This window comes from Bradyrhizobium sp. ORS 285, from assembly GCF_900176205.1.
Lineage (GTDB): Bacteria > Pseudomonadota > Alphaproteobacteria > Rhizobiales > Xanthobacteraceae > Bradyrhizobium.
Window position 1 is genome coordinate 5,898,180 of record NZ_LT859959.1, and the last position, 24,678, is coordinate 5,922,857.

Consider the following 24,678-nt stretch of genomic DNA (forward strand, 5'->3'; position numbering starts at 1 on the left):
GCGCGCGGTGGGACTTTCCCAAACGCGAGCGGCGCGAATTGTGGCCAAAGCCGGCACCAGCAGCAGGAAGAGTGGACTAGGTGTCTTCTCCCCCCCTTTGCCGCCCAGCGCCTCCTGCGCTAAGGTGCACCCCTCACGGAGCGATTTGCGCGCGGATGTCATTGGGGCTCACTCGGAACATGCTGATGGTGGCCGGGCGGTTGCTCGTGCTCGCTTACCTCGTCTGCGTGCTCAGCCCGGGTATCGCGCTCGCCTTCACCCCTGGCGCGGCGCCCTGTCTCGACGACGGTTCCGTGACGATGACGGTCTCGCATTCTCACGCTGCGCATCACGCAAGCAGCGACGGCACGATGATGCCGCAGATGCATGCGGCGCATCCGCATCATCACGGCAATGGTCTCGTGGCCGATGCCGGCCTGCAAACGCGGGACGCTCCTGCGCCCTCCGACCACGACCACGACAAGCTGCCCGGTCCCTGCTGCGCCATGATGTGTGCGGTCGGCCTGACCGCCGCATTGCCGGGCGTGACCCTGCCCTCGCCGGTGGCCACGGCCAGCGAGTCCGTCGGCGAGGCCAGCCTGCCCGGCCGCGCGCCGCCACTCCTGTATCGGCCCCCCATCGTCCTGATCTGAGCGAACGACGCCGGCTGCGCGCCTCGCACGCGCCGCTGCTCTGTTGTCATCGACAGATCAAGGGACTCTTCATGTTGTCGCAATCGAAGGCGACGTCCGCGGCTGCTCGTGCGGCGCGGCGCAGCCTGCTTCTTCCATGCGTCGTGAGCGCCACGCTGCTCGCGACGACAGGGCTCGCCGCCTGCCAGACGCGCACGCTCGCGCTGTCCGACGCCGATCCCGCCGATCCCTCAGCGCGCGTTGAGCCGGTGCGCACCTCCTCCGTCATCGCGCCCTACACGCCGCTGCGGCCCGTGGCCCCAACACGTTGGGGCCAGCGCGACTCATCCCGCGCGCCGCGAACCGAACCGAGCCGTTAGGAGCGCCCGATGCAGGGGATTAAACGGATCGCGGCCCTCGCTGCTGCAATGGCGCTCGCCGGCTGCGCCTCGTTCTCGCCTGACGGCGGCATGAGCGTCGTCACCGACATCACCGCACGCACGACCGCCAAGGAGGTCGCCTCGGTCCGAACCGAGGACGATGCCGCGCGCGTGCGCGACGCCACGCATAGACTGCTCGCCCGGCCGCTGTCGGCGGATGCCGCGGTGCAGGTTGCGCTGTTCAACAACAAGGGGCTGCAAGCGGCCTTCCATCAGCTGGCGCTGAGCGAGGCGGATGCAATCGAGGCCAGCCTGCCGCCGAACCCGACCTTCTCGCTGATGCGCATCAGCGGCGACGGCGCGTTCGAGGCCGAGCGCCAGGTCGCCGGCGACATCCTGGCGCTTGCCACCCTGCCGCTGCGCTCGGAGATCGCACGCGAGCGCTTCCACCAGGCGCAGCTGCGGGCCGCACTCACCACGGTCCGGCTCGCCGCCGAGGTTCGCCGCGCGCATGTGCGCGTCGTCGCCGCCAATCAGCTCGTGACGCTGCTGGTCGAGGCGCAATCGGCGGCGGAAGCCACCGCAAAGCTCGCCGCCAAGCTCGGCGAGACCGGCGCGCTCAACCGCCTCGACCAGGCCCGCGAGCAGGTGTTCTACGCCGAGACCACCGCCGAGCTCGCAACGGCCCGCCGCGCCGCGGGAAGCGCGCGCGAGCGGCTGATCCGGCTGATGGGCCTGTGGGGCGACGACCTCACCTTCCGCCTGCCCGACCATCTCCCCACGCTGCCACGCCGGCCGCTGACCGAGCCCTTCATCGAGCGCGATGCGGTGGCGCATCGCATCGACCTGCAGATCGCGCGGCAGGAGCTGACCGCGCTGGCGACCTCGCTCCAGCTCACCGAGGCGACGCGCTTCGTCACCTTGCTCGACCTCGCCGGCCTCGACCGCAGGACCGGCGAGGCGGATGGCCGCGTCATTCGCGAGCGCGGCTATGATGTGCAGTTCCAGATCCCGATCTTCGACGGCGGCGAGGTACGCCTGCGGCAGGCGGCCGAGACCTACAACATCGCCTTCAACCGCCTCTCCGAGCGCGCCGTCACGGTCCGCTCCGAGGCGCGCGATGCCTATCACAGCTATCGCGCCGCCTACGACATCGCCGGCCACTACGCCCGCGAGGTGCTGCCGCTGCGGCAGATCATCAGCGAGGAGATGCAGCTGCGCTATTCCAGCATGCAGGTCGACATCTTCGCCCTGCTGCTCGAGGCGCGGCAGCGCCTCGCATCACGCCGCGCCGCGATCGATGCGGTCAGGGACTTCTTCCTGGCCGAGGCCGAGCTGTCGGCCGCCGTCGATGGCGGAGTGACGGCCGGCGAAGATACGACACAGCAGACCGCGAGCGCGCTCGCGCCAAGCAACGACTGACAGGAGAGCACGCATGTTGTCACGCCGAACCCTGCTCGGCTCCGCGGCGCTGGCCGGCGCCTCCGCCGTGTCTGGCCGCGTCCAGGCCGCCGCGATTCCGGAAGCCGTCACCATGGACAAGACGGTGATGCAGCCGCCGCTGCGCCCCTCAGCCGGCCCGGACTATCAGCCGGTGGTGACGCTGAACGGCTGGTCGCTGCCGTTCCGCATGAACGGCGATTGGAAGGAATTCCATCTCGTCGCCGAGCCTGTCACGCGCGAATTCGCACCGGGCATGACCACGCATCTCTGGGGCTATAACGGTCAGTCGCCGGGCCCGACCATCGAGGCGGTCGAGGGCGATAAGGTCCGGATCTTCGTGACCAACAGACTGCCGGAATACACCACCGTGCACTGGCACGGCGTGATCCTGCCCTGCGGCATGGACGGCGTCGGCGGCCTGACCCAGCCGCACATCAAGCCCGGGAAGACCTTCGTCTACGAGTTCGAGATGAAGCATGCCGGCACCTTCATGTATCACCCGCATGCCGACGAGATGGTGCAGATGGCGATGGGCATGATGGGCATGATCGTCGTGCATCCGCGGGGAGCCGTGCCGCCGCCCGTCGACCGCGACTACGTGTTCGTGATGTCGAGCTATCGCATCGAGCCCGGCAGCTATCTGCCCAAGGTCAACGAGATGACCGACTTCAACATGTGGACCTGGAACGCGCGGGTGTTTCCCGGCATCGATCCGATGCCGGTGCGGCTCGGCGATCGCGTGCGCATCCGCATCGGCAATCTCACCATGACCAACCATCCGATCCATCTGCACGGCCACAAGTTCAAGGTGACCGGCACCGACGGCGGCTGGCTGCCCGAGGCCGCACAATTCCCTGAGACCACCACGGACGTGCCGGTCGGCGCGGTCCGCGTGCTCGACTTCATCGCCGACAATCCCGGCGACTGGGCGTTGCACTGCCACAAGTCGCATCACACCATGAATGCGATGGGCCATGACATGCGCAACCTGATCGGCGTCTCGCGCAAGGAGCTCGCGGCCGCCGTCGGCAAGCTCGCGCCGGAGGGCATGGTGATGGGCCACACCGGGATGGCGATGGGCACCATGGAGATGCCGGCGCCGGACAACACGCTGCCGATGATGACGGGCAACGGCCAGTTCGGCCCGATCGAGATGGGCGGCATGTTCACGACCATCAAAGTGCGCGAAGGCCTCGCGCGTGACGACTATCGCGATCCCGGACCGTATCAGTTCCCGCAAGGCACCGTCGCCTACGAGGTCGCCAGCGCGCCGGAGCCGGTGCGGCAGCGCACGAACCGTAGGGCGGATTAGCGCCAGCGTAATCCGCCGCCTCGGCGGCCCCGGACCATGGCGGATGACGCTCCGCTAATCCGCCCTACACAACCATACCGCGATCACGCGTGACAAACAGATGATCAGGAGCCCATTATGAAGACCGCAACCTCACTCGTCGCGGCAGCCGCGGCCGTGCTGCTCGCCCTCGCGCCTGCGCACGCCCATGAGCAGCATGGCACGCGCGGCTATGCCGCCGGCGAGCCCGGCGATCCCAAGCAGCCGTCGCGCACCGTCGAGGTGCTGCTCAGCGAGATGGAGTTCACGCCCGCACGCATCGAGGTGAAACGCGGCGAGCAGATCCGCTTCGTGCTGCGCAACACCGGCAAGGAGGATCACGAATTCCTGCTCGCCACCAAAGCCGAGAACCTGAAGCACGCCGCCGTGATGAAGAAGCACCCGCATATGGAGCACGACGAGCCGAACGGCGCGCGGCTCGCCCCCGGCAAGACCGCCGAGCTGCTGTGGCGCTTCAGCAAGCAAGGCACGTTCGAATATTCCTGCCTGATCCCCGATCACCGCGAGTTCGGCATGACCGGCCATGTCACCGTCAAGTGACGATTGTCAATTTGTAGTTCGTAGGGCGGATTAGCGCAGCATAATCCGCCGCCACTGAACCCGAGCGAGACGGCGGATTACGCTGCGCTAATCCGCCCTACGCGTTCACCAACAGAAGGAAGCACAACATGAAAAGCCTCACCACCGCCGCCGCGCTGGTCCTCGCTCTCATGACTCCTGCCTTCGCCGCCGACACGATCAGCGGCGACGTCAAGAAGGTCGACGAGGCCGGCGGCAAGATCACCCTCCATCACGGTCCGGCCAAGAGCCTCGGCATGGACGAGGCCATGACCATGGTCTACCGCGTCAAGGACGCCGCCCTGCTCAAGGGCCTGAAGCCCGGCGACAAGGTCAAGTTCGAGGCCGTCGAGGAGCCCTCGGGCTACACGGTGACGAAGATCGAGAAGGGCAAGTAGTCCCCTATCTCCTGTCATTCGGCGACCGCCGGGAAACAGGCAGCCCCCCTAATAGGTCGCCTCCTGTTGCGACGCACATATGGCGCGCCTCCGACAGCCGGGGACGACGTCATGCGCTCTATCCTGGGAAGTCGAAAAGCAGGGCTCGGAGCACTCACGACTTTCGATTGTATCGGGACAATATCACCTATAGAATTCGTCCATACGATCTCATCGGATGATTTGAGAAATGCCGTCGTTGTATGGGCGATTATTCAAATATCGAGAGCGCGAATCGCGATCACCACGAGAAGATTACTTGACGGAGTGTCTGGCTGATCTCTTCAATCGACTACCTCTCGGGTCGCAGATCGACCTCTCAAATTCGCTGTTCGTTCCCAAGCTGGCTCAAAATAGGTTCACCGAGCTCGCCTCCGAGCATGGCGCATTGAGACTTGAAACGCAGCATCCAATCGAGGGAGGCCGGATCGACCTCGTCCTGTACGTCGGAGATGATCCGACGATTGCAATCGAAAGCAAGATCAGCGCTCCTCTTCCTGAAGACCAGCTAGCGCGTTACGGCCGGTGGATTCGCGATGAGGCTGCGGGGTCGTTAGCGATCGTCTGTTTCCTCACACACACGACGCCACCTCCTCCGGGGTTTCGAGATGGCGGCCCGGTCAGCGGAAAGGCGATGCCACACGTCGTCAACTGGGCCGACGTCGCAAGACGCTTTTCCCAGCTCGGCAATGACGACAAGCTCGATCCAAGCCTTCGGCTGATCGTGAATGAATTCAGACGTTTTTTGGAGGAAAACAACATGAGCACCGAGTATGCGGGGCGCGACGAATTCGCTGCGGCTCTTGTCTATCTACGGGCAGGATCCCTCATGGATCGGACCTTCAGCGAAATATACTCGCACGTAAAGGCACTGGACGGGCACTTTCGAAAGAACGAATCGATCACAGAATACAGCTTGAAGTTCAACAGCGAGTTGAAGCTGATCTGGGGCTGGGCTTACCTTGCTCACCCGACGTTGGGGGCACTCTTTTTCGGGTATGGAATCGCTCTGGACCCGAGCTCAACTTTCAAAGGTGGCAATATCCCCACGACTGACTCGGTCTTCATCTGCTTGGGGGCCGAAGACAGACGAAGCATTCAGTCGGTCCGTGCAGTCAAGGATGTGCCACAGAAGCCCTGGACTTGGGCGGATATTGATGACTGGTTTGCGATCATATCTTTCAAGCCGCTCCACGAATTTCTCAAGGTCCCAACCGAATTTTCCTCGAAGATGAAAGCTTGGATTGACGAGGAAAAGGACGACATCAACCATTTCGTGGACGGACTAACTCTGTAAAGAAGATACAATTGCCCGTCGGGTTACTTTGTCGCAACCCGACGGGCCTTGCGCCGACGAGGCTGGGCAAGAATCCAAATTAGGAGGCTAGGAGGGCTCGGCGCGGTGCGACTTCGAGCCATAGCCGTATCATCGTCCAGTTTCGTATCAAGGCAAGCGGAATCGCCTCTCGTGCGGCGTTGGCCTCGGCAGAGGCGGCGTGTTGAGCTGCAATAGCCCACGCGGTGATGCGGGCGAGGAAGTCGTTCAGGCCGAGAATGTTGAGGACGCGGCTAAAGTTGTAAGAGAGCGCCATGAGGCTCCATTCCCCGCGAACCTTGTCGAAGCTGCGGACGAGGAAATGCTGATACCCGGCGCGGCACTTGAGTGTGCCGAACGGATGTTCGACGAGGGCTGAGCGGCGACGCATCAGCTGGCCAGCCTGTTCGCTCGCCATTCTCTGGCGGTGACGATCCAGCACCTCCTCGTGCTCCCACCGAGAGACGTTGCGGCTTTTGGCCTTCGCGGAGAGGCAAGACGCCTTGAGGGGGCAGACGCTGCAGGTCGGCACTGAGCCCAGGTAACGGCGTTCCATTCTGCCGCTCGTATTCTTCCAGAGCTTCTTCGTGGGATGCAGCGCCTGGCCTGCGGGACACCGGTAGGTGTCGGTTGCGGAATCGTAGGTGAAGTCAGCTCGCGTGAAGCGCGTGTGCTTCTTGCCATTGCCGTGATGCAGCGGGACATAGGCGGTGATGCCATCATCCTCGCAAGCCTTGATATCCTCGCTGTTGTAGTAGCCGACATCGGCCAATATCTGCAGCGACGAGACCTCCAGGTTCTCCTTGGCCGCTATCGCCATCATATGCAGGTGTCGGACATCGCTGCGATTGACGACCTCGCTGGCGACGATCAGCTTGTTCTTGTCGTCAACGACGCTCTGGACGTTGTAGCCTGCAATCGTCTGATCGCCCTTGCTCAGCAGCCGCGCATCGGGGTCGGTCTTCGACACCTGTCCCTTGTCGTTTTTGTCAAGGTTCTCCAGATCGGACTGAGCGCGCTCACGCCGCGCCATCAGTTCCTTGATCCTGTCCCCGACATCGCCGCCGCCATTGCCATCCTTGCCGTTGTCGGGCCGCTTGGCTTCTGCTGCATCGTTGGTGTCGAGGGACTTGCCGTACGCCTCGATCTCCTCATCGAGCTTGGCGATCTGTTTGGCGAGCTTCCCGCGCGTGAAGATGCTGTCCTTGCTGGCATTGCCGTGGAATAGCGCCCCGTCGACCGCGACCAGGGTCCCGCCGATCAGATCGAGTTCGCGAAGCAGCAGCACGAAACTGCGGTTCGCGGCCTTCAGGGCCGCCCAGTTCTCCTTGCGGAAATTGGCGATCGTCCGGTAGCCGGGCTTGAGAGACTTCAGCAGCCAGATCAGTTCCAGATTGCGGCAGGCTTCACGCTCCAGCCGGCGTGATGACCGGATCTGGTTGATATAGCCATACAGGTACAGCTTCAGCAGATCGGACGGGGCGTATGGCGGCTGTCCCGCTCCCGCCGCGCGCCGGTCGGCGTGCCGAAATCCAAGCTTGGCAAGGTCGAGCGCATCGACATAGCCATCGATCGCACGAACCGGATTGTCCGCAGATACGTAATCCTCGATCCGCGGTGGAAACAGGCTGGCTTGCTCGCGGCTCTCACCGCTCTTGAACGGGCGATTCGTCATAAGCCGAATCGTACATCCCGCCACGCAAAACGCCCGAGATTCTTGCCCAGCCTCGTCGGGCAAATCACTGGCACCATCTCGCGCATCCCGGCCCGCCAGGAGGGGCGCTTCGCGATCGTCACGAACGTAGGGCTGGGGATGCGATGGACGCGACAGGTTGCAGCGGGCAAAGGCCTGCGGACGAACGGCATGGCGCGGACGGCGAAAGCGTGTGGTCCTGGCCTCCCGACGCTGAGGTCAAGCAAGCGGTGATGATCCGCTCGTGACGGGGGCAAGACAGCCGGTCCCCGGGGAGAGCACGTATAAGCGTTAACACCATCGCGCAGGGAAGGCCGGGATGATCCGGCTGAACCTGTGGTTCTGCCGCGTGCTTATTTGTTGCACGCGGACCATGGGTGTCGGTCGGCACCCGGCCTTCCCTGCGCCCTCCGATGTCAGGAGGGACGAGGATAGAGCATCACTCGGGCTGAGAGGTCGCGAGAACGAGAAGTCACGTCTGCAACAGTTGTCATGTCCGGGATCGCGCCACGCATACACTGTCGTCCCGGCCTTGAGCCGGGACCCATACGCCGCGGCGGACGTGGTGAAAGCGGGATGGCTGACACTTGCGTGACAAATGTCGGCCGGTGGCTATGGGTCCCGGCTCAAGGCCGGGACGACGGCGGAGGGTGGCGCGAACACCACCCGTCTCGCTGTCGAAACAGCGCGCAGCACGCGCTCAACCACTCACTTCGCCGCAACGAAGAAGAAATCCTCCCGCCCCGGCGGCGAGCCGTAGGTGAAGGGCTGCTGGCGTTGCTTGGTGGCGGCCCAGACGTCGTCGCGGACGATGTCGAACAGCTTGCGCACTTCGACGCGCGGCTCCTTGATGGTGCGGGCGAGCGCTGTCGCGAACGGGCTGTTGGCGCCGTCGCCATCGAGCGCGGTGGCGCCGTGCTTGGCGGCGTAGACCACCATCATGCCGGCACCCGGCTCGATGTTGGAGAAGCCCCTGTCGACCAACTTCAGCGCCAAGGTCTGCTTCATGCTCGGCGCAAACGGGTTGTCGCGACAGGCGTCGAGGATGACGAGCCGCAGCTTGCGCGCGGCGCCGACCGCGGCGAGCACCTGCTCGAGCGCGACGGCTTCCGTCTCGGCGTCCTTGTCGGCCGCGAGCCTGGCATCGACGGGCACGAGATAGTTGACGCCGCCGATCTCGAAGCCGTGGCCGGCGTAATAGACCACCGCCCAGTCGGCCTTCTCGGCCTCCGCCCCGAAGCTGCGCAGCGCCTCGAAGAACTTGTCGCGCGACAGGTCGCTCGCCAGCGTCACCGATTGGAAGCCGGTGCTGCGCAGCGTGTCCGCGATCAGCTTGGCGTCGCGCGGCGGGTTGGCCAGCGGGTGCACGGATTTGTAGCCGCCATTGCCGATCACCAGCGCGACGCGCCGGACGGTCGGCGCTCCGCCCGGCGTTTGCGGCGTGAGCGCCGCGAGCCGGTCCTGCGCCAGCTTGCGCGCGCGGGCGACCTCGACCGGATCGAAGGTGGTCAGCGCAAAGGCCGCGGCGCGATAATCGGCGCGCGCCTGCGCGAGATTGCCGCGCTTCTCGAACAGCTGGCCGCGGCCGGTATGGGCGCGGACATTGTTCGGGTTCATGGCGAGAACGGCATTGAGGTCATTCAACGCCGCGTCGAGATCGCCCTTGCGCAGATAAGCATCGGCGCGGCCGGTGAGGGCGTATTGGTTCTTCGGCGCCTTCTCGATCACCGCATTCCAGCTGGCGATCGCCTCCTCCGTCCGGCCCATCGCGGTCAGCGCATCGCTGCGAAACACGGCCGTCACCTGCATCGTCGGATCGGTCTTCTCCGCCTGCTCGAAATCGGCCAGCGCGCTGTCGTAATCCCCCATCAGGATGCGGACGCGGCCGCGATTGACATAACCGAGATAGAGCGTCGGCGCACTGCGCACGGCGGCATTGAAATCGTCGAGCGCACTCTGCAATGCGCCACGACGGAGATGAATGGTGCCGCGATTGTTGTAGGCAAGGCCGAAATTAGGCCGCTTCTGCAGGGCCGCGTCGTAGTCGGCGAGCGCCAGGTCATCCTTGCCCTTTCGCTCATAGACATAGCCGCGGCGGTTCAGGATCATCATGTTCTCGGGATCGGCGGCCATCGCCGCCGTCAGCGCCTCGATCGCCTTGTCGTCCTCGCGCTTGTTGATCGCGACCACGGCGCGAACGTCGAGCGCATTGGCGAGGTCCTTGCCGGTCAGATTGCCGGCCCCGAGCAGCCGCTCGCAGGCTTCCGCGCGGGTCGGCAGATCGCCTTGGCGGCTGCGGCAGACGGCGGGATCATCGGTGAGAACAGGGCCGGCCACAGCAGGGAGGGCAGAGCAGACCAGCAGAAGAAGCAGCAACAGCAGGCGCGGCATGGCCGTTATGGATCTCGCGTGACGAACCGGGCGATCGTTTGTCGAACGAATATCGTCGCGGTTCGGCCAAGGCCAGAGGCGACAACCGGGAATCACGGCATCCGCGCCGCCCGCAGCCGTTCACGCAGTCGTGTGGCGCCCCCTGTAACGCCCGCAACTCACGCACGTATCTTGCGACAGAGGCCGGACCGGGTCAGTGTTTCGGTCGGCCAACGAGACAGACAACCCACGAGGATCGAAGATGCGCCTCACCCGCTCCATGTTCCTGAAAACGGCCGTGCTCGGCGCCCTCGCTGTGGCCGGGATCCTAGCTTGGCAGCCGCTGCACGCCGCGGAGGAGGCGGTGGTGATCCCGCCCCCGGCGCAGGACCAGCCGGCCGGCGACGGGTTGGAAACCGCTGTGGTCGCCGGCGGCTGCTTCTGGGGCGTCCAGGGCGTGTACCAGCACACCGCGGGTGTGGTCAGCGCGGTGTCCGGCTATGCCGGCGGCACCAAGGCCACGGCCGACTATCGCACGGTGTCGAGCGGCAGCACCGGCCACGCCGAGTCCGTGCAGATCAAGTTCGACCCGAAGAAGGTGTCCTACGGCAAGATCCTGCAGATCTTCTTCTCGGTGGTGCACGATCCGACCCAGCTGAACCGCCAGGGCCCGGACTCAGGCCCGCAATATCGCTCGGCGATCTTCACGACGTCGGAGGCGCAGAAGAAGGTGGCCGAGGCCTATATCGCCCAGCTCGACAAGACGAAGCTGTTCGGCAAGCCGATCGTCACCAAGGTCGGCAAGCTCGAGGCGTTCTACCCGGCCGAGGACTATCACCAGGACTACCTGACGCTGCACCCCAGCCAGCCCTATATTGCCTATAACGACCTGCCGAAGATCGACAATCTGAAGAAAATCTTCGCCGAGAACTACATCGACAAGCCGACGCTGGTCAGGGACGCCAAGGCCACCAACTGAGGCGTTGAACGAGCCCGATCACGCAATGACAGGGGCGGACCATTCGGGTCCGCCGGAGGAACAAGACGATGAGCGACACGAAGACGAGCGCCCTCAAGACGAGCGACAAGGTCGTCAAGAGCGAGGCCGAGTGGCGCAAGGAGCTGACGCCGATGCAGTACGCCGTACTGCGCGAGAAGGCGACCGAGCGTCCGTTCTCGGGCGAGTACGAGCATGACCACCGCGCCGGGACGTATGTCTGCGCCGGTTGCGGCCAGACCCTGTTCGAATCCGACGCCAAGTTCGACTCCGGCTGCGGCTGGCCGAGCTTCACGCAGCCGGCGACGGAGAGCCATATCGACGAGGAGACCGATTATACCCATGGCATGGTCCGTACCGAGGTGCTGTGCTCGAAATGCTCGGGCCACCTCGGCCATGTCTTCCCCGATGGTCCCGGGCCAACCGGATTGCGCTACTGCATCAACTCGGCGGCGCTGAAGCTGAAGCCGCGCTGACCCACGGGATCGCGCCCTCGGATATCGCCATATGGCGGTATCCGCGGGCAGGCAGAGCTCAATGGGTCCGGCTCGGGCGGTCAAAATCAGCCACAACAGCCCAGAATTTCGCTGTGCGCATGAAGCTCGCCTACATTCACAAGTTGCAGAGCAATTAAGTTATTGAAAAAATAGGACATTTCAAAAGAGCTGCGGGCAGGCCGGATTTACGATGTGACCGGGCAGGATTCGCATTTCTGTCAAATCGGCCTATATTAGGGGCCGTAACTGACATGCAGGGCTGGGCCGCCTGGAGCGGCAAGATTCCGCCCTCCACACCCGCAATCGCTGGCGTCATTGCCAAGCTTGATCGTTCGAAAGCTCGCGTCAGCGCTCTTAGCCGACAAGAAGAGGTCTCAGACCATGCGTCCAATGCGTCCGTTCAACTTCAACACCTCTGCCGAACTGTTCCCCGCCGCCATTCGCAAGAAGAAGCGGGCGGGCTTCGCCTATCGGCGGTTCGGCACCGCGGCCGAGGCCGTGCGCTTCGCCATGGAGGAGTTGCCGGCGGACTCGCTCAACGGCGCCTATCTGCAGGTCGAGGAGGCCCGGTTCGACCAGAACGGCATCCGCACCCTGTATGAAAGCGAGGCGTTCCCGCTGCCGCGCCGGGCGGTCGAGGACAAGGCGCCAGACGCCGATGCAGCCTGACGGCAGCCCAACGATCAGACGACACCCTGCCCCGCCCAGTGCGGGGCAGTTTTTTTATGGGGGTGCTTTTGTTCGCTTTTGCCAGCGCTTACCGCGACTGGGTATCGAGCCACCGCCGCAGGATCTTGGCGTTGCGCATATTGGCGCGGAACAGCACGTCGAACGCATCGCCGGCCACCGGCACCATGCCGATCACGCCCTCGACCGCGACATTGCCGAGCATGCGGGTGATGACGTGCCAGGGCGCGCCGAGCGCGCGGGCCTCGCGCACCAGCCACAGCGAAAGCGCGGTCGCGATGAGGTCGCCGACGACGGGGATCAGGCCGATGATGCCGTCGATGCCGTAGCGGATGTTGGTGCCGGGCAGGACGAAGGCGACGTCGAGCAGCTTCGCCACCGCCTCCAGCCGGGCGATGCGCTGCTCGCGCGTGAGGTTGCCGAACGGATTGGCGCCCTGGAAGTCGAAGCGCACGCCCCCCGGGCCGACAAAGGCGCCATTGAACGTGGACTGGAACGGTCCTTCCTGCGGAATCTCCCGTCCGTCCTGGTCGATGATCGGCCCGCGTGCCTCCTTGGCGTCGAAATGCGCCTGCGAGGCACGTCCGGAGGCGCGGCGGGACGAAGTGGGGCTCTGGTTCTGCATGGCCATGACATGGCAACGCGCGAGGCAGGACACAAGTTGCGTCGAATGGCCGCCGGGCTGCCGCTAGCGCCCGCGCGCGCCGGTCGGGGTCAGCCCGAAGCGGCGCCGGAAGCAGCGGTTGAAATAGGACAGATCGTTGAAGCCGCAGGCAAAGGCGATATCGCTGATGCGCCGCGCGTCCCCAGACAGCAGATCCATGGCCTTGCGCAGGCGCAGCTCGTTCAGGCGCGCGGAGAAGCCGGCCCCGGCCTCATGGAGCAGATCGTTGACGTAGCGCTCCGACAGGCCAGCCGCGGTCGCGAGCTTCTGGGCCGAGAAGTCGGGCTCGGCAAAGCGCTCGTTGAGGATCGCCAGCACGCCGCTCAGGCGAACGTTGCGCAGGCCGCCCCGCCGGGCCTTGAGCATCACCTCGCCGCGGGCGCCGAGACCGAGCGCGACGAGATCGAGCAGATGCTGCGCGACGGCCGTGCCCGCCTCGTCGGCGGCAGTGGGGTGGGCGAGCAGCAGCTCGCTGTAGTCCATCGCCAGCGACAGCGCCCCGCCCGCCTCGAGCTCGCGTCCGACGAGATCGTCGACGCCGGGCACCATCGAGCGCAGCGTCACCATCGGCAGATGCACGTTGACGAAGCGCTTGTGGCTCGCGCCGTCGGCGCTGAAGAACGGCTCATCGAGCTTGAGCAGCACCATGGCGCCGGGACGCAGCACGAACTCGCGGCCGCGATGCACGACCATCGCCTCGCGGCTCCCCGCGTTGCGCGCCAGGCAATAGCGGTCGTCATTGGTGGCAAGCACCTGGCGCCGCTCGCGCCGCACTTGGGTGAAGGTGCCGTCGCAACGGCCGAGCAGTGTGGTGCCGATATGGATCGCATTCATTGCAGCGCGAAACGGCACGTCCTCGGCGGGGTCGAGCTCACCTGTGTTGGAGAAGTGCTCGAACAATTCCGCAAAGCACAAGAAGCGCTGCCTGTCGTCGAGCTCTTTCGGCAGCATGTCGGTGGACAGCATTTTCCTGACGATGGTCATCGCGGCCGGACCCGAGGGCAAGGGAAAATCTGCAAGGGAAAATCTGCAAGATCAATGTGGCAGGCGCGGGATGAACGGCCGCTGAGGCCAGCGGAGCACATCGAGCGGAGAGCGGGAGCGCCGATCAGTCCAAGTCGCGGCCCCGTCCATGCTGATGAGTCCAAGACGGCGGCATCGGGTTCAACTACCGATGCCGATGGACGCACGCCAACATGCATGCGGCTCCATTATTCCAGTCGACAGCTATCAGTGCGAGGAGAGATTGAGATGACCATGTCTTCCGCAGCCCGCAGGCTCGGCCTGGGCGCCGCCCTCACGGTCGGCATCGGGATCGGCTACGCGCTCGGCGCGCAGCCGCACATGACCGCAACCGTCACCCTGCTGCAATCGGCGCGGGCTGAGCTCGCTCAGGCGACACCCAACAAGGGCGGCCATCGCGAGCGCGCCCTCGGGCTGATCGATCAGGCCATCACTGAAGTCCGTGCCGGCATCGCCTTCGCGGCGGGCGGCTAGCCAGAATCACACCAGGGAGATCATCGATGCGAACCATCCTCGCCAGCGTCCTCCTCTTGGGAGGCCTCACCGCCACTGCGGCCGCGATGCCGCTGGCCCCCATCAGCACGAGCTCCGAGCCGGTGATCATCCAGGTCGCCGGCGGATGCGGACCGGGCTGGCATCGCGGCCCGTATGGCGGCTGCCTGCGCAACTTCGCCAACCCCGCAGCTCACGCCTGCCCGCGCGGCTTCCACATCGGCCCCGGCGGCCGCTGCCGCGGAAATGGCAGATAGAACGGCGGATCGCGCTACGCCGTCGGTGGCTCCGCGAGGGCGGCCGGCGGTGTCTCGTCGACGAATTTGTGCACCAGCCAGGACGACACGGTCGCCGGAATGAAGCCGACCAGCCCGTACAGGATCCATTGCAGGGCGCCATATTCGGAGCCATGCGACGCATAGTTGAAGCCCGCCAGCAGGAAGCCGATGCCGCCGACGATCAGCATCCGCGCGACCGGCGGGATGCGCCGGACGTGAAACAGGATGTCGTCGATCGCGCACATCATCAGCGCCGGCAGGAAGCCGAACAGATAGCTGAACTGCAGCGACGTGACGAAGACCTTGAACAGCTTCGCCACCTCGCCCGCGTCGGTGTTGGTCCAGTAGCCGGACATGTAGGTGGTGACCAGCAGCAGCGCGAAACCGCCCAGCGCCGGACCGACGGCAACGAAGATCAGATAACGCTTCATGCCACACCTCCTGCCGCGCCGATCCGCCGATGGCGCGAAGCCGTCATCGTCCGCTCAGTCTCCCCACACCGCGAAGGCGTCGTTGAAGGCGCGCTCGCCGGGCGCGCCCTTCTCGATCGCGATGATCGCGCGGCGCTGGTTGCTGTAGACCAGGGGAACGTCGAACCAGGAGCGCTCCTTCAGGAGCTGCACGTTGCGGGTCCGATCGGCGTCGACATTGGACAGGCCGACCAGGAAGAAGCCGTCGGTGACCTTCACGGCGAGACCCGCCAGCGGGGTGCCGCGCGACTGCTCGTTGGACTTCATCAGGATGCCCGGCACATTGCCGACACCGCCGCCGTTGAAGTCCTGCGGCAGGATGAAGGTCAGCTCGGCGGTGTGGCTCGCCGGCAGCGACGTATCGGTGTTGCGGCGGAACGACATCGTCATCTTGAACTTGCGGTCCGGAATCTCGATGTCGGCGCGGACGGCGATGTCCGCCTTCTGCGTACCCGTCGCCTTGATCTGCTCGGTGCGCCAGACCACCGAACCGAGATATTGCTTGCCCTTCGGGTCGGTCGGATCCTCGTCATACAGCACGACCTTCTGCGCCACCGGCGCGATCTGGTCCGAGGACGGCGACTGGCCGACGCGGTCGGTGATCTTCGGCTTGCTGAGCGGCGCGCCGGTGTCCTTCGGCGCCTCGACCGTCGAGGTCGATTTGAACAGTCCGGTGACGGCGCCGACCAGCGGCCGGCCCCACAGGATGCCGGCGCCGACCAGGATCAGCACGATGCCGGCGGCAATGGCGGCCTTGAACGGGAAGGTCGAGCCGCTGCGCTCGGTCTTCTTCTTGACCTCGCGCTCGCCGGCCGCCCGCGGGCGGGCCGATGCGGTGGCCGGCACTGCGTAGCGCTCAGCCTCCTGGACGGATTCGTCGTAAGAATAAGCCGGCTCGGGCAGCGGCGGCCGATCGTCATCGTCCTCGAGCCGGTCGAGGTCGGTCGCGGGAACGTTGGCGTAGGTCTTGCGCGCGGCCCGGTTGGCCTGGGCGGTGGCCTTGCCGAGATCATCGACATCGGCGGTGATGTCGCGGAAGCCGCGCATCGACGGCGTCGCGGCAGCCGGGCCGTTGATATCAGGGCTACGGCGCGGGGCGGCCGGACGCTCGCGCACCGGCGGTGGCGCATCCGGAGCTGCAGCCGGGGTCTGCTGGGGCCGCCCTGGCGCAACCGGAGCTGCAGCAGCGGGAGGCGCCTCTGGCCGGGGAGGACGCACCGGCTTGGCTTCCACCGGCTCGGGGCCGAGCGGGGGCCGATCGTTCCGCGGAGCGGGTGCCGGAGCCGGCCGCGGTCGCGGAGCGGCAGCCTGCTCGGGCGTCGCGCCGGGCTGGGCTGCGGGAGCCGCCGGAGCGTCGGGATTGCGCGCGCCGGCCCGGCGCAGCGCATCGCCCGGACGGGCCGCGCCGCTGGAGGCCCGCTGCGCCTCGCGCGCCCGCTGCGCCGCCTCCGCCTCGACCTTGCGCACGGCTTCCTCAAGCGACAGCCGCTCGCGGGTGATCTCGGACTCGCTGAGCGGCGGCTGGACGCTGCGCAATTGCGCGATCAGCGCCGCACGTGCCCGCTCGTAAAGCGCGCGCCGGCTTTCGCCGGGAGCGTTGGGGTCCAATCCGGCAATGGCGCGGGCTATCAGCGGGTAGTAGTCGGCCATATCAACTCAATTCGCGGGCTGCGCTGTCGGGTCCCGTCACGCCTCGAAGGGATTCTGGACCAGGATAGTATCCTCGCGTTCGGGGCTGGTGGAAAGCAGCGCTATTGGGCAACCCACCAGTTCCTCGATGCGCCGGACGTATTTGATAGCCTGGGCCGGCAGGTCGGCCCAGGAGCGCGCGTTCGCCGTCGGCTGCTTCCAGCCTTCGATGGTCTCGTAGATCGGCTCGACCCGGGCTTGCGCCCCCTCGCCTGCCGGGAAGTGATCGATCTCCTTGCCGTCCAGCCGATAGCCGGTGCAGACCTCGATGGTGTCGAAACCGTCGAGAATGTCCAGCTTGGTCAGGGCAAGACCGTTAATGCCGCAAGTCCGCACCGCCTGGCGAACCAGCACCGCATCGAACCAGCCGCAACGACGCGGCCGGCCGGTATTCGTTCCGAATTCACGGCCCCGTTCGCCGATCTTGCGACCGGTCTCGTTGTCCTGCTCGGTCGGGAACGGGCCCTGACCGACCCGGGTCGTGTAGGCCTTGCACAGGCCGAGCACGTAGCCGATCGCGCCCGGCCCAAGGCCGGCGCCAGTCGCGGCCTGCGCCGCCACCGTGTTGGACGAGGTGACGTAGGGATAGGTGCCGTGGTCGACGTCGAGCAGCGCGCCCTGCGCGCCCTCGAACAGCAGGCGCTTACCCTCGCGGCGCTTGATGTCGAGCAGGCGCCACACCGTCTCGGCATAAGGCAGCAGCTTCGGCGCCAAAGCGGAGAGCTCGTCCAGGATGACCTTGCCGTCGATCAGCTCGAGGCCGAGGCCGCGGCGTAGCGCGTTGTGATGGGCGAGCAGCCGGTCGATCTTGTGCGGCAGCGTGTCGAGGTCGGCGAGGTCCATCAGCCGGATCGCACGGCGGCCGACCTTATCCTCATAGGCCGGGCCGATGCCGCGGCGGGTGGTGCCGATCGCGGTCGCGGCGCTGGCGGACTCGCGCAGCGCATCCAGCTCACGGTGCAGCGGCAGGATCAGCGTGACGTTCTCGGCCACGCGCAGATTGTCCGGGCTGATGGTCAGGCCTTGCGCCTGCAGCTTGCCCACCTCGTCGAGGAAGGCCTGCGGATCGAACACGACGCCATTGCCGATCACCGACAGCTTGCCGGCGCGCAGCACGCCGGACGGCAGCAGGGCCAGCTTGTAGGTTGCGCCGTTGATGACAAGCGTATGACCGGCGTTATGGCCACCCTGGAAGCGCACGACGATGTCGGCCTGCTCCGACAGCCAATCGACGATCTTGCCCTTCCCCTCGTCACCCCATTGGGCGCCGACGACGACCACGTTAGCCATTCGCAGCTCTTTCCTCTGCCAAGATCCAAAACAGCACGATCGGTCCGGACGATATCGCTTCCGATGAGGGGCCAGCCTGGCCAACCATGCGCCCAGCCCAAATCGCGGCCGGGACCGCTCGCTTGCGAGGCGACCCACCGGATAAAGGAAGCCGCCGGGCTAGGCAAGCAAGAACGGGCCTCCGGAGCACACAACAGCGCCACCAAGCCTTTGATAAGCCCCAAAATTTCATGCCGCCCCGGCTGCGGATCGGACTACCCGGCCCTGCGCTTCTGGCGGCGCATGGAGACGGGCGAGTTCATTCAGCACCGGAACGGCGGCGAATCTACGATCGAGTTGCAAACGGCAGCCCGTCTGCTCACCGCGCGGGCGTCTTCAGGCGGAGATGCGGCCATCGACAACCTCGATGATGCGATCGCAGCGCCGCGCCAGATCGAGGTTGTGGGTGACGAGCAGGAAGCTGGTGCCGACCGTCCGATTGACCTCCCGCATCAGGCCGAACACGGCTTCCGCGGACTTGGTGTCGAGATTGCCGGTCGGCTCGTCTGCCAGCACCAGATCCGGGTTCATCGCCAGCGCCCGCGCGACCGCGACGCGCTGCTGCTGGCCGCCCGACATGTTGCTCGCGAGATGGCTGGCGAATTTCGTCAGGCCGACCTGGTCGAGCAGCTTGCCGGCCTGCGCCTCGATCTCCTGGCTCGGAAAGCCTCGATCGACCAGGAGCGGCATCATCACGTTCTCCTTGGCCGTGAAGGCGGAGATCAGGAGGTGGGACTGGAAAATGAAGCCGATGGTGTGGCCGCGCAGATGGGTCAGTTCGGTGTCGGACAGCGAAGCCGTATCATGGCCCTTGATCGTCAGCCGGCCGGAGGGCGGCCGGTCGAGCAGGCCGACGATATTGAGCAGCGTGCTCTTGCCCGAGCCGGAGGGGCCGATCAGCGCAACGAACTCGCCGCGGTCGACTTCGAGGTCGATGTCGTGCAGCACCTCGGTCTCGGTCGGCAGGCCGACATTGTAGGCCTTGCAGACCTTCTCCAGCCGCAAGATTTCCTCAGCCACGGATCGCCACCACCGGATCGAGCTTGGCCGCGCGCAATGCCGGCGCGGTGGCCGCGAGCAATCCTGTCACCGTCGCGAGCAATGCCGTGATGACGAACAGGCGACGCTCGAGAATGAGCGGAAACAACTCCGAGCCATCGGTTTGGCGCTGCACCGCATGCCAGTAGATCAGTGCACCCGCGCCCAGCGCCGCGCCGAACAACGAGCCGATGAATCCCAGCAGCCCGCCCTGCAGCAGGAACACGCGCAGGATCTGGCCGCGCGAGGTGCCCATCGCCCTGAGGATGCCGATCTCCTTGGAGCGCTGGATCACCGAGACGATCAGGACGGCGGCGATGCCGAAGGCGACCGACATCGCAACGAAGACGCGGATCAAGGTGTTGGAGGTCTCCTGCGCGCGCACCGCGACGAAGAACTGCGCGTTGGTCTTGATCCAGCTGTCGGCCTTGACGAGATTGGCGGCCTGGATCCGCTGGGCGATATCTTCCGCTGCGTAGATGTCCTGCACGGTGATGTCGATCGTGGTCACGCCGCCGACCATGCCGAGCAGCGATTGCGCGGTGCGCAACGCGACATAGGCCGCGCGCTGGTTGACGCCCTTGTTGCCGAGGTCGACGAGGCCGGTCACGGTCAGCACGCGGTTGGCGCCGGAGGCGGCCTGGACGTTGAGCTTGTCGCCAACGACGGCGCCGAGGTCCTTGGCCAGCTCAATGCCGATGATGATGTCCTCGCTGGTCAGCCGCGGCTCGCCGGCGACGATGTAGTCCGGGACACGCACGATGGTGAAGTAGCTCTCCGGCTCGATGCCGGACAATGTCACGGCACGGCTGGCATCGCCGCGAATGGCGAGCGCCGAGCCCGAGATGGTCGGTGACACCGCGGTGATCTCGGGCATCGCCAGCATCTGGGCGCGGATCTTCGGCCATTGGTCGATCGAGATCACGCGCTGGCTCGGCCGCTGCACGATGGCATCCTCGATCACGCCGGGGCTGTTGCGCAGGGGACGTGCGACCTGATCCGGCGACAGCAATTGAATCTGCGGCTGCGAGGTCAGCACGCGCTTGATGAAGTTGGCCTCGAGGCCCGCCAGCATCGCCGACATGAACACAATCACGCCGACGCCGATCGCGATGCCGCCGATGATGAACAGGGTCTGCAGCCGGCCTTCGCGCAGAAAGCGGACCGCCGCGATCCATTCGAACGGCAGCCAGCGGTTCACGGCAGCACCGCACGGAAGCGCTGGCCAATGACGAGGCCGGAGCTCGCGGGCACCGCGATGTCGCCTACACCTAGTCCATCGACGATCTCGACATGGCTGTTGCCGCGGATGCCGGCGCGCACCGGCCGCTTGACCGCGCGGCCGTCCTTCTCGCCGAGCACCCAGGGCTGTCCGGAGGTGAGATCATGCACCGAGCGGACCGGCAGCTCCAGCGTATCCTTGCGGGACGCGACCTCAATGTCGACCGACACCGTCATGTCCTGGCGCAGATAGTCGGGCGGGTCCTTGACGATCAGCTTGACCTGCACCGAGGCGCGCGAGAGATCGACGCCGGGATTGATGTAGCTGAGCAGCGCAGGAAAGCGCTTGTCCGGATAGGCATCAGCCGAGGCCAGCGCCGTCTGCCCCAGCGCCAGCTTGCCGAGATTGCGCTCATCGATCTGCAGCACGAGCTGGACATCACCGGCGGGCGCGAGAACGAGCAGCGCCTTGCCGAGTTGCGCCACGGTGCCCTTCTCGACATTGCGCGTGATCAGCACGCCGTCGCGCGGCGCCGAGATCGTCGCATAGCCGAGCCGCGACTGCGCGGTGTCGAGCGTGGCCCGCGCCTGATTCAGCTGCGTCTCCGCCATGACGTAGTCGCTGCCGCCGGGGCTCGCGGTGAACACCTGGAATTCGGCGGCGCGCTTCTGCGCCAGCGCGATGTCGAGCGTCTTCTGCGCCTCGTCGAGCGAGGCCCGGGTGGCATAGCCGTTGGTCGTCAGTTGCGATGTTCTATCATAGGTCTGCTGTGCGTTGAGCAGGGTCGCCTGCGCCTGGCGCAGCGCCTCCTTGGCCGACGGCAAGGTCAGCTCGGCGAGCTGGCGCATCCGCGCCTCGGCCTGCGCCACCTGCCCCTGCGCCTGCACCACTGCGGCTTTCAGCTCACGCGCTTCCAGCGAGATCAGCGGCTGGCCCTTGGTCACGCGCTGGCCTTCGAGCACGAGGACTTCATCGACCGTGCCGGTGATCTGGCTGCCGATCTCGACGCGAAACGGCGTCTCGACATGGCCGCTGGCGACCACGGTCTCGACGAGGTCACCGCGCCGGACCTGATCGACCACGACAGCCGGGCCAAGCATCACGCGCACGCTCTGCCAGCCGCCGAGGCCGAGCAGCAGGACCACAGCGAGGACAAACCAGCGATGCGCCCAAAAGGTGGACCACACCGTCGACACTGGTTTGCTGTTCTGGCGCGGGAGGGCTGCGGCTTGATCGACCATGTCCGTCATTACAGATGGCGCCCAGGACCGGGCGGGATCTCGTCCTCGTGAATGTGCGGCCGTCAGCCCCACGGCCCGTTCTCGGCAAACTAGGTCACGGCCGCATCAGGATGTTGCGCTAGGTCAACCGCGGCGCGATCCTTCATGCAAATCAGACACGATCGCCACGACACCTCGTCCACGAACATGAACGGGCGCCTGTGACCACTGAAACGACCTCCGTCCTGCACAAGTTCTGGCGGCTCGCTCCCGCCCAGGCGGGCGAAGCACTCGCCTGCGGCCTCGATGGCCTGAACGAAGCCGACGCCACGCAGCGGCTGCTGCGCTACGGCCGCAATGCCGATACGCCATCGCACGTCGTCGGCCCGCTGCGCGCCATCATGCGCCGGCTGCTCGAGCCGCTGTCGCTGATCCTGCTCGTCGCGGGCATCATCTCGATGGCCACGGGAGACGTGATCGGCGGCGCGATCATCGTCCTGATCCTGACGCTGTCGATCGGGCTCGACACGGTGCAGGAGGGACACGCCGTCAGGGCGGCCGAGGAGCTGCGGCGGTCGGTGGCGTTGAAGGCCGAGGTGAAGCGCGACGGTGCCTATCGCGAGATCGAGGTGGACGCCGTCGTGCCCGGCGACATTCTGCGCGTGCGCGCCGGCGACATCGTGCCGGCGGACGCGCTGATCATCGAGAGCAAGGCCTTCACGGCCGGCGAGGCGGCACTCACGGGCGAGCCCTACCCCGTGACGAAGCAGGCTGGCCCTGCCGCCGGTGACAACGACACCTCGAACGCGCTGTTCCGCGGCTCCGTGGCGCAGACTGGCGAAGCCGTTGCCCTCGTCGTCAATACCGGACCAAATACGATGTTCGGTGCGGCCGCCTCGGCGCTGGCGGAAGCGCAGGGGCGCACGCCGTTCGAGCGCGACCTGCATGAATTCGGCCTCGTCATCGCGCGGCTCACGCTGGCCCTCGTCCTCATCGTGCTCGCCTTTCGCGTCATGTTCGGCCGCGACGTGCTCGACTCGCTGTTGTTTTCCGTCGCGCTTGCAGTCGGGCTGACGCCCGAGCTGCTGCCGATGATCACCACGGTGACGTTGTCGCGCGGCGCGCTCCGCATGGCCAAGCGCAAGGTCATCGTGAAGCGGCTCGCGGCCATTCACGATCTCGGCGCGATGTCGGTGCTGTGCACCGACAAGACGGGAACGCTGACATCGGCGGAGATCACGCTCGCCCGCAGCATCGCGCCCGATGGCAGCGATCACCCGCGCCCGGCCGAGCTCGGCGCCATTGCCGCAGCACTCGGCGGCGATCGCGGCTCGCTGGATACGGCGCTGGTCGCGGGCGCCGACCATGCTGCGGTGGGGTGGACTCTCGGCGGCCAGCAGACCTTCGACTTCTCGCGCCGGCTCGGCTCTGTGCTCGCGGTGCGCGGACCGGATCAGGTCCTGATCGTTAAGGGCGCGCCGGAGGCCGTGATCGAGCTCTGCACGCAGCAACGGCAAGCCAGCGGCGTGATCGCGCTCGACGACAAAGGTCGCGACGAGATGCGCGAGCGCGTCCATGCGCTGGCCCGGGACGGACTCCGCACCGTCGCGGTCGCCTCGAAATCGTGGAGCGGCGCACCGCGGGAGATCGAGACCGAGGACGAGCAGGAGCTGATCTTCGAGGGGCTGTGCGCCTTCGCTGATCCGCCCAAACCGACCGCGGCCGCCGCGATCGCGCAGCTTGCCCGCGCCGGCATCGCGCTGAAGATTCTCTCCGGCGACGATCCAGTCGTCGTCAAACGGCTGGCTGGACTGGTCGGGTTGAAAGCCGACCGCGTGCTGTCCGGCAGCGACATCGCCGAGCTGAGCGACGATGCGCTCGCGGTGCAGGTGCGAACCGCCGACGCATTCGGCCGGCTGGCGCCCGATCAGAAATCGCGCATCGTGAAGGCGCTGCAGGCGTCGGGCGAGGTCGTCGGCTTCCTCGGCGACGGCATCAATGATGCGCCGGCGCTGAAGGTCGCCGATATCGGTCTCTCCGTCGACGGCGCCACCGGCGTGGCGCAATCCGCGGCGGACATGATCCTGCTGGCCTCGGATCTCGAGGTCGTCGCCGATGGCGTCGAGGAGGGACGGCGGACCTTCGCCAACATCCTCAAATATGTCCGGATGGGCGCGAGCTCGAATTTCGGCAACATGCTGTCGATGGCCGTGGCGTCGATTATGCTGCCGTTCCTGCCCATGCTCCCGACGCAGATCCTGCTCAACAACCTGCTCTATGATCTCTCCGAGCTCGGCATTCCCTTCGACCGCGTCAGCCCGCAGGCCACCGCCTGGCCGCAGCGCTGGGACATGAAGCGATTGCTGCGCTTTGCCGCCATCATGGGCCCGCTGTCATCGCTGTTCGACTTCCTCACCTTCGGCGCCCTGCTCTATCTGTTCCACGCCACCCCGGACGAGTTCCGCACCGCATGGTTCCTCGAGTCCATGGCGACGCAGATCCTGGTCATCTTCATCATCCGGACCAACGGACGTCCCTGGAGCAACCGGGCCGATCCGATGCTGACGGCGTCGTCACTGATCGCACTGGGCGTCGCGATGACAGTGCCGTTCACGCCGGCGGGCGCTTGGTTCGGCTTCGTGGCGCCCCCGATCGCGATGCTGGCCGCGATCGCGGCCCTCGTCGCCATCTATCTGGTCTGCGCCGAAGGTCTCAAATCATTCGCCGTGCAATCCAGGGCTGGACGAACTCACCGGCGGCATCACCAACGAGGTCCATGACCGCCGCCGCTGCATGGTCGCGATGCATCTGCCCTCTTGATGGGCAGTCGCAATTGGTGTCTGTCGAGGAGGCCGGGAGGACCAGCGGCCGGGATCACCGGGCCGGATGTCCAGGGCATACCAATCGGGACCAA

General features: G+C 66.0%; 23 protein-coding genes. 13 read left to right on the top strand and 10 right to left on the bottom strand.

Annotated elements, in window-relative coordinates; all coding sequences use genetic code 11:
• Positions 1 to 185: 185 nt before the first annotated feature.
• The 7 genes from BRAD285_RS26465 (at position 186) to BRAD285_RS26495 (ending at position 6,077) form a co-directional block, all read left to right on the top strand.
• Positions 186 to 632 carry a hypothetical protein gene (locus BRAD285_RS26465; protein WP_244563563.1) on the top strand — a complete coding sequence of 149 codons (447 nt, stop codon included), beginning with the start codon at positions 186 to 188 and terminating at the stop codon, positions 630 to 632.
• A 71-nt stretch (positions 633 to 703) separates the two neighbouring features.
• Positions 704 to 991: a hypothetical protein gene (locus tag BRAD285_RS26470; RefSeq protein ID WP_006612892.1), complete on the top strand. Its 288-nt coding sequence runs from the start codon at positions 704 to 706 to the stop codon at positions 989 to 991.
• Positions 992 to 1,000: 9 nt separating this feature from the next.
• Positions 1,001 to 2,413 (top strand): TolC family protein, encoded by a 1,413-nt coding sequence (locus tag BRAD285_RS26475; RefSeq protein ID WP_006612891.1) that lies wholly within the window; start codon positions 1,001 to 1,003, stop codon positions 2,411 to 2,413.
• Positions 2,414 to 2,426: 13 nt separating this feature from the next.
• Positions 2,427 to 3,746 carry a multicopper oxidase family protein gene (locus BRAD285_RS26480; protein ID WP_006612890.1) on the top strand — a complete coding sequence of 440 codons (1,320 nt, stop codon included), beginning with the start codon at positions 2,427 to 2,429 and terminating at the stop codon, positions 3,744 to 3,746.
• Between the two features lie 117 nt (positions 3,747 to 3,863).
• Positions 3,864 to 4,325, top strand: a complete 462-nt coding sequence (locus BRAD285_RS26485) for a cupredoxin domain-containing protein (protein WP_006612889.1) — start codon at positions 3,864 to 3,866, stop codon at positions 4,323 to 4,325.
• Positions 4,326 to 4,453: 128 nt separating this feature from the next.
• Positions 4,454 to 4,741, top strand: coding sequence for a copper-binding protein (locus BRAD285_RS26490; RefSeq protein WP_006612888.1), 288 nt, complete (start codon positions 4,454 to 4,456; stop codon positions 4,739 to 4,741).
• Between the two features lie 298 nt (positions 4,742 to 5,039).
• Positions 5,040 to 6,077, top strand: coding sequence for a PD-(D/E)XK nuclease family protein (locus tag BRAD285_RS26495; protein ID WP_035647054.1), 1,038 nt, complete (start codon positions 5,040 to 5,042; stop codon positions 6,075 to 6,077).
• 79 nt (positions 6,078 to 6,156) lie between these two features.
• On the opposite strand, the gene BRAD285_RS26500 is transcribed toward BRAD285_RS26495, so the two are convergent.
• Entirely contained in the window at positions 6,157 to 7,770 is a 1,614-nt protein-coding gene (locus BRAD285_RS26500; protein ID WP_087877574.1) for an IS1182 family transposase, read from the bottom strand.
• Positions 7,771 to 8,496: 726 nt separating this feature from the next.
• Positions 8,497 to 10,179, bottom strand: coding sequence for a caspase family protein (locus BRAD285_RS26510; RefSeq protein ID WP_006612717.1), 1,683 nt, complete (start codon positions 10,177 to 10,179; stop codon positions 8,497 to 8,499).
• 241 nt (positions 10,180 to 10,420) lie between these two features.
• Between BRAD285_RS26510 and msrA the strand changes: the two genes are divergently transcribed.
• From msrA to BRAD285_RS26525, 3 genes are all read left to right on the top strand, one after another.
• Complete coding sequence (gene msrA / locus BRAD285_RS26515) at positions 10,421 to 11,137, top strand: peptide-methionine (S)-S-oxide reductase MsrA (protein ID WP_006612716.1); 717 nt, start codon at positions 10,421 to 10,423, stop codon at positions 11,135 to 11,137.
• A 68-nt stretch (positions 11,138 to 11,205) separates the two neighbouring features.
• The gene (gene msrB, locus BRAD285_RS26520; RefSeq protein ID WP_006612715.1) at positions 11,206 to 11,631 is read left to right on the top strand and encodes a peptide-methionine (R)-S-oxide reductase MsrB; all 426 of its coding nucleotides are present in this window, start codon (positions 11,206 to 11,208) and stop codon (positions 11,629 to 11,631) included.
• Between the two features lie 402 nt (positions 11,632 to 12,033).
• Entirely contained in the window at positions 12,034 to 12,321 is a 288-nt protein-coding gene (locus BRAD285_RS26525; RefSeq protein ID WP_172889812.1) for a hypothetical protein, read from the top strand.
• Between the two features lie 88 nt (positions 12,322 to 12,409).
• Here the strand turns inward: BRAD285_RS26525 and BRAD285_RS26530 are convergent, their stop codons facing one another.
• Positions 12,410 to 12,964 (bottom strand): DUF4112 domain-containing protein, encoded by a 555-nt coding sequence (locus tag BRAD285_RS26530; protein WP_006612713.1) that lies wholly within the window; start codon positions 12,962 to 12,964, stop codon positions 12,410 to 12,412.
• 63 nt (positions 12,965 to 13,027) lie between these two features.
• A complete protein-coding gene (locus BRAD285_RS26535; RefSeq protein WP_006612712.1) occupies positions 13,028 to 13,987 on the bottom strand; it encodes an AraC family transcriptional regulator in 960 nt (319 codons plus the stop codon).
• Between the two features lie 267 nt (positions 13,988 to 14,254).
• Here BRAD285_RS26535 and BRAD285_RS26540 point away from each other — a divergent pair, with 267 nt between their 5' ends.
• Together BRAD285_RS26540 and BRAD285_RS26545 are read left to right on the top strand one after the other, a co-directional pair.
• Entirely contained in the window at positions 14,255 to 14,500 is a 246-nt protein-coding gene (locus BRAD285_RS26540) for a hypothetical protein (RefSeq protein ID WP_006612711.1), read from the top strand.
• Positions 14,501 to 14,526: 26 nt separating this feature from the next.
• On the top strand, positions 14,527 to 14,775 hold the full coding sequence (locus BRAD285_RS26545) for a GCG_CRPN prefix-to-repeats domain-containing protein (protein WP_006612710.1): 249 nt from the start codon (positions 14,527 to 14,529) through the stop codon (positions 14,773 to 14,775).
• Positions 14,776 to 14,789: 14 nt separating this feature from the next.
• On the opposite strand, the gene BRAD285_RS26550 is transcribed toward BRAD285_RS26545, so the two are convergent.
• From BRAD285_RS26550 to BRAD285_RS26575, 6 genes are all read right to left on the bottom strand, one after another.
• Complete coding sequence (locus BRAD285_RS26550; RefSeq protein ID WP_006612709.1) at positions 14,790 to 15,227, bottom strand: DUF5413 family protein; 438 nt, start codon at positions 15,225 to 15,227, stop codon at positions 14,790 to 14,792.
• 54 nt (positions 15,228 to 15,281) lie between these two features.
• On the bottom strand, positions 15,282 to 16,916 hold the full coding sequence (locus tag BRAD285_RS26555) for a hypothetical protein (RefSeq protein ID WP_087877670.1): 1,635 nt from the start codon (positions 16,914 to 16,916) through the stop codon (positions 15,282 to 15,284).
• 36 nt (positions 16,917 to 16,952) lie between these two features.
• Positions 16,953 to 18,245 (bottom strand): adenylosuccinate synthase, encoded by a 1,293-nt coding sequence (locus BRAD285_RS26560; RefSeq protein ID WP_006611637.1) that lies wholly within the window; start codon positions 18,243 to 18,245, stop codon positions 16,953 to 16,955.
• 375 nt (positions 18,246 to 18,620) lie between these two features.
• A complete protein-coding gene (locus BRAD285_RS26565; RefSeq protein ID WP_006611636.1) occupies positions 18,621 to 19,304 on the bottom strand; it encodes an ABC transporter ATP-binding protein in 684 nt (227 codons plus the stop codon).
• On the bottom strand, positions 19,297 to 20,523 hold the full coding sequence (locus tag BRAD285_RS26570) for an ABC transporter permease (RefSeq protein WP_006611635.1): 1,227 nt from the start codon (positions 20,521 to 20,523) through the stop codon (positions 19,297 to 19,299). Before BRAD285_RS26570 ends, BRAD285_RS26565 begins: the two co-directional genes overlap by 8 nt.
• On the bottom strand, positions 20,520 to 21,794 hold the full coding sequence (locus tag BRAD285_RS26575; RefSeq protein ID WP_006611634.1) for an efflux RND transporter periplasmic adaptor subunit: 1,275 nt from the start codon (positions 21,792 to 21,794) through the stop codon (positions 20,520 to 20,522). Before BRAD285_RS26575 ends, BRAD285_RS26570 begins: the two co-directional genes overlap by 4 nt.
• A gap of 191 nt (positions 21,795 to 21,985) precedes the next feature.
• On the opposite strand from BRAD285_RS26575, the gene mgtA reads away from it, so the two are divergent.
• Entirely contained in the window at positions 21,986 to 24,544 is a 2,559-nt protein-coding gene (gene mgtA, locus BRAD285_RS26580; protein ID WP_006611633.1) for a magnesium-translocating P-type ATPase, read from the top strand.
• Positions 24,545 to 24,678: the final 134 nt, after the last annotated feature.

Excerpts from the sequence above, each read along its gene's own strand:
- BRAD285_RS26550 (WP_006612709.1), bottom strand. The coding sequence starts at position 15,227 with ATGAAGCGTTATCTGATCTTCGTTGCCGTCGGTCCGGCGCTGGGCGGT.
- BRAD285_RS26500 (WP_087877574.1), bottom strand. The coding sequence starts at position 7,770 with ATGACGAATCGCCCGTTCAAGAGCGGTGAGAGCCGCGAGCAAGCCAGC.
- BRAD285_RS26535 (WP_006612712.1), bottom strand. The coding sequence starts at position 13,987 with ATGACCATCGTCAGGAAAATGCTGTCCACCGACATGCTGCCGAAAGAG.
- BRAD285_RS26490 (WP_006612888.1), top strand. The coding sequence starts at position 4,454 with ATGAAAAGCCTCACCACCGCCGCCGCGCTGGTCCTCGCTCTCATGACT.
- BRAD285_RS26525 (WP_172889812.1), top strand. The coding sequence starts at position 12,034 with ATGCGTCCAATGCGTCCGTTCAACTTCAACACCTCTGCCGAACTGTTC.
- BRAD285_RS26470 (WP_006612892.1), top strand. The coding sequence starts at position 704 with ATGTTGTCGCAATCGAAGGCGACGTCCGCGGCTGCTCGTGCGGCGCGG.
- msrB (WP_006612715.1), top strand. The coding sequence starts at position 11,206 with ATGAGCGACACGAAGACGAGCGCCCTCAAGACGAGCGACAAGGTCGTC.
- BRAD285_RS26560 (WP_006611637.1), bottom strand. The coding sequence starts at position 18,245 with ATGGCTAACGTGGTCGTCGTCGGCGCCCAATGGGGTGACGAGGGGAAG.
- BRAD285_RS26485 (WP_006612889.1), top strand. The coding sequence starts at position 3,864 with ATGAAGACCGCAACCTCACTCGTCGCGGCAGCCGCGGCCGTGCTGCTC.
- BRAD285_RS26540 (WP_006612711.1), top strand. The coding sequence starts at position 14,255 with ATGACCATGTCTTCCGCAGCCCGCAGGCTCGGCCTGGGCGCCGCCCTC.
- BRAD285_RS26480 (WP_006612890.1), top strand. The coding sequence starts at position 2,427 with ATGTTGTCACGCCGAACCCTGCTCGGCTCCGCGGCGCTGGCCGGCGCC.
- BRAD285_RS26575 (WP_006611634.1), bottom strand. The coding sequence starts at position 21,794 with ATGACGGACATGGTCGATCAAGCCGCAGCCCTCCCGCGCCAGAACAGC.
- BRAD285_RS26510 (WP_006612717.1), bottom strand. The coding sequence starts at position 10,179 with ATGCCGCGCCTGCTGTTGCTGCTTCTTCTGCTGGTCTGCTCTGCCCTC.
- BRAD285_RS26475 (WP_006612891.1), top strand. The coding sequence starts at position 1,001 with ATGCAGGGGATTAAACGGATCGCGGCCCTCGCTGCTGCAATGGCGCTC.
- BRAD285_RS26545 (WP_006612710.1), top strand. The coding sequence starts at position 14,527 with ATGCGAACCATCCTCGCCAGCGTCCTCCTCTTGGGAGGCCTCACCGCC.
- BRAD285_RS26465 (WP_244563563.1), top strand. The coding sequence starts at position 186 with ATGGTGGCCGGGCGGTTGCTCGTGCTCGCTTACCTCGTCTGCGTGCTC.
- BRAD285_RS26555 (WP_087877670.1), bottom strand. The coding sequence starts at position 16,916 with ATGGCCGACTACTACCCGCTGATAGCCCGCGCCATTGCCGGATTGGAC.
- BRAD285_RS26530 (WP_006612713.1), bottom strand. The coding sequence starts at position 12,964 with ATGCAGAACCAGAGCCCCACTTCGTCCCGCCGCGCCTCCGGACGTGCC.
- msrA (WP_006612716.1), top strand. The coding sequence starts at position 10,421 with ATGCGCCTCACCCGCTCCATGTTCCTGAAAACGGCCGTGCTCGGCGCC.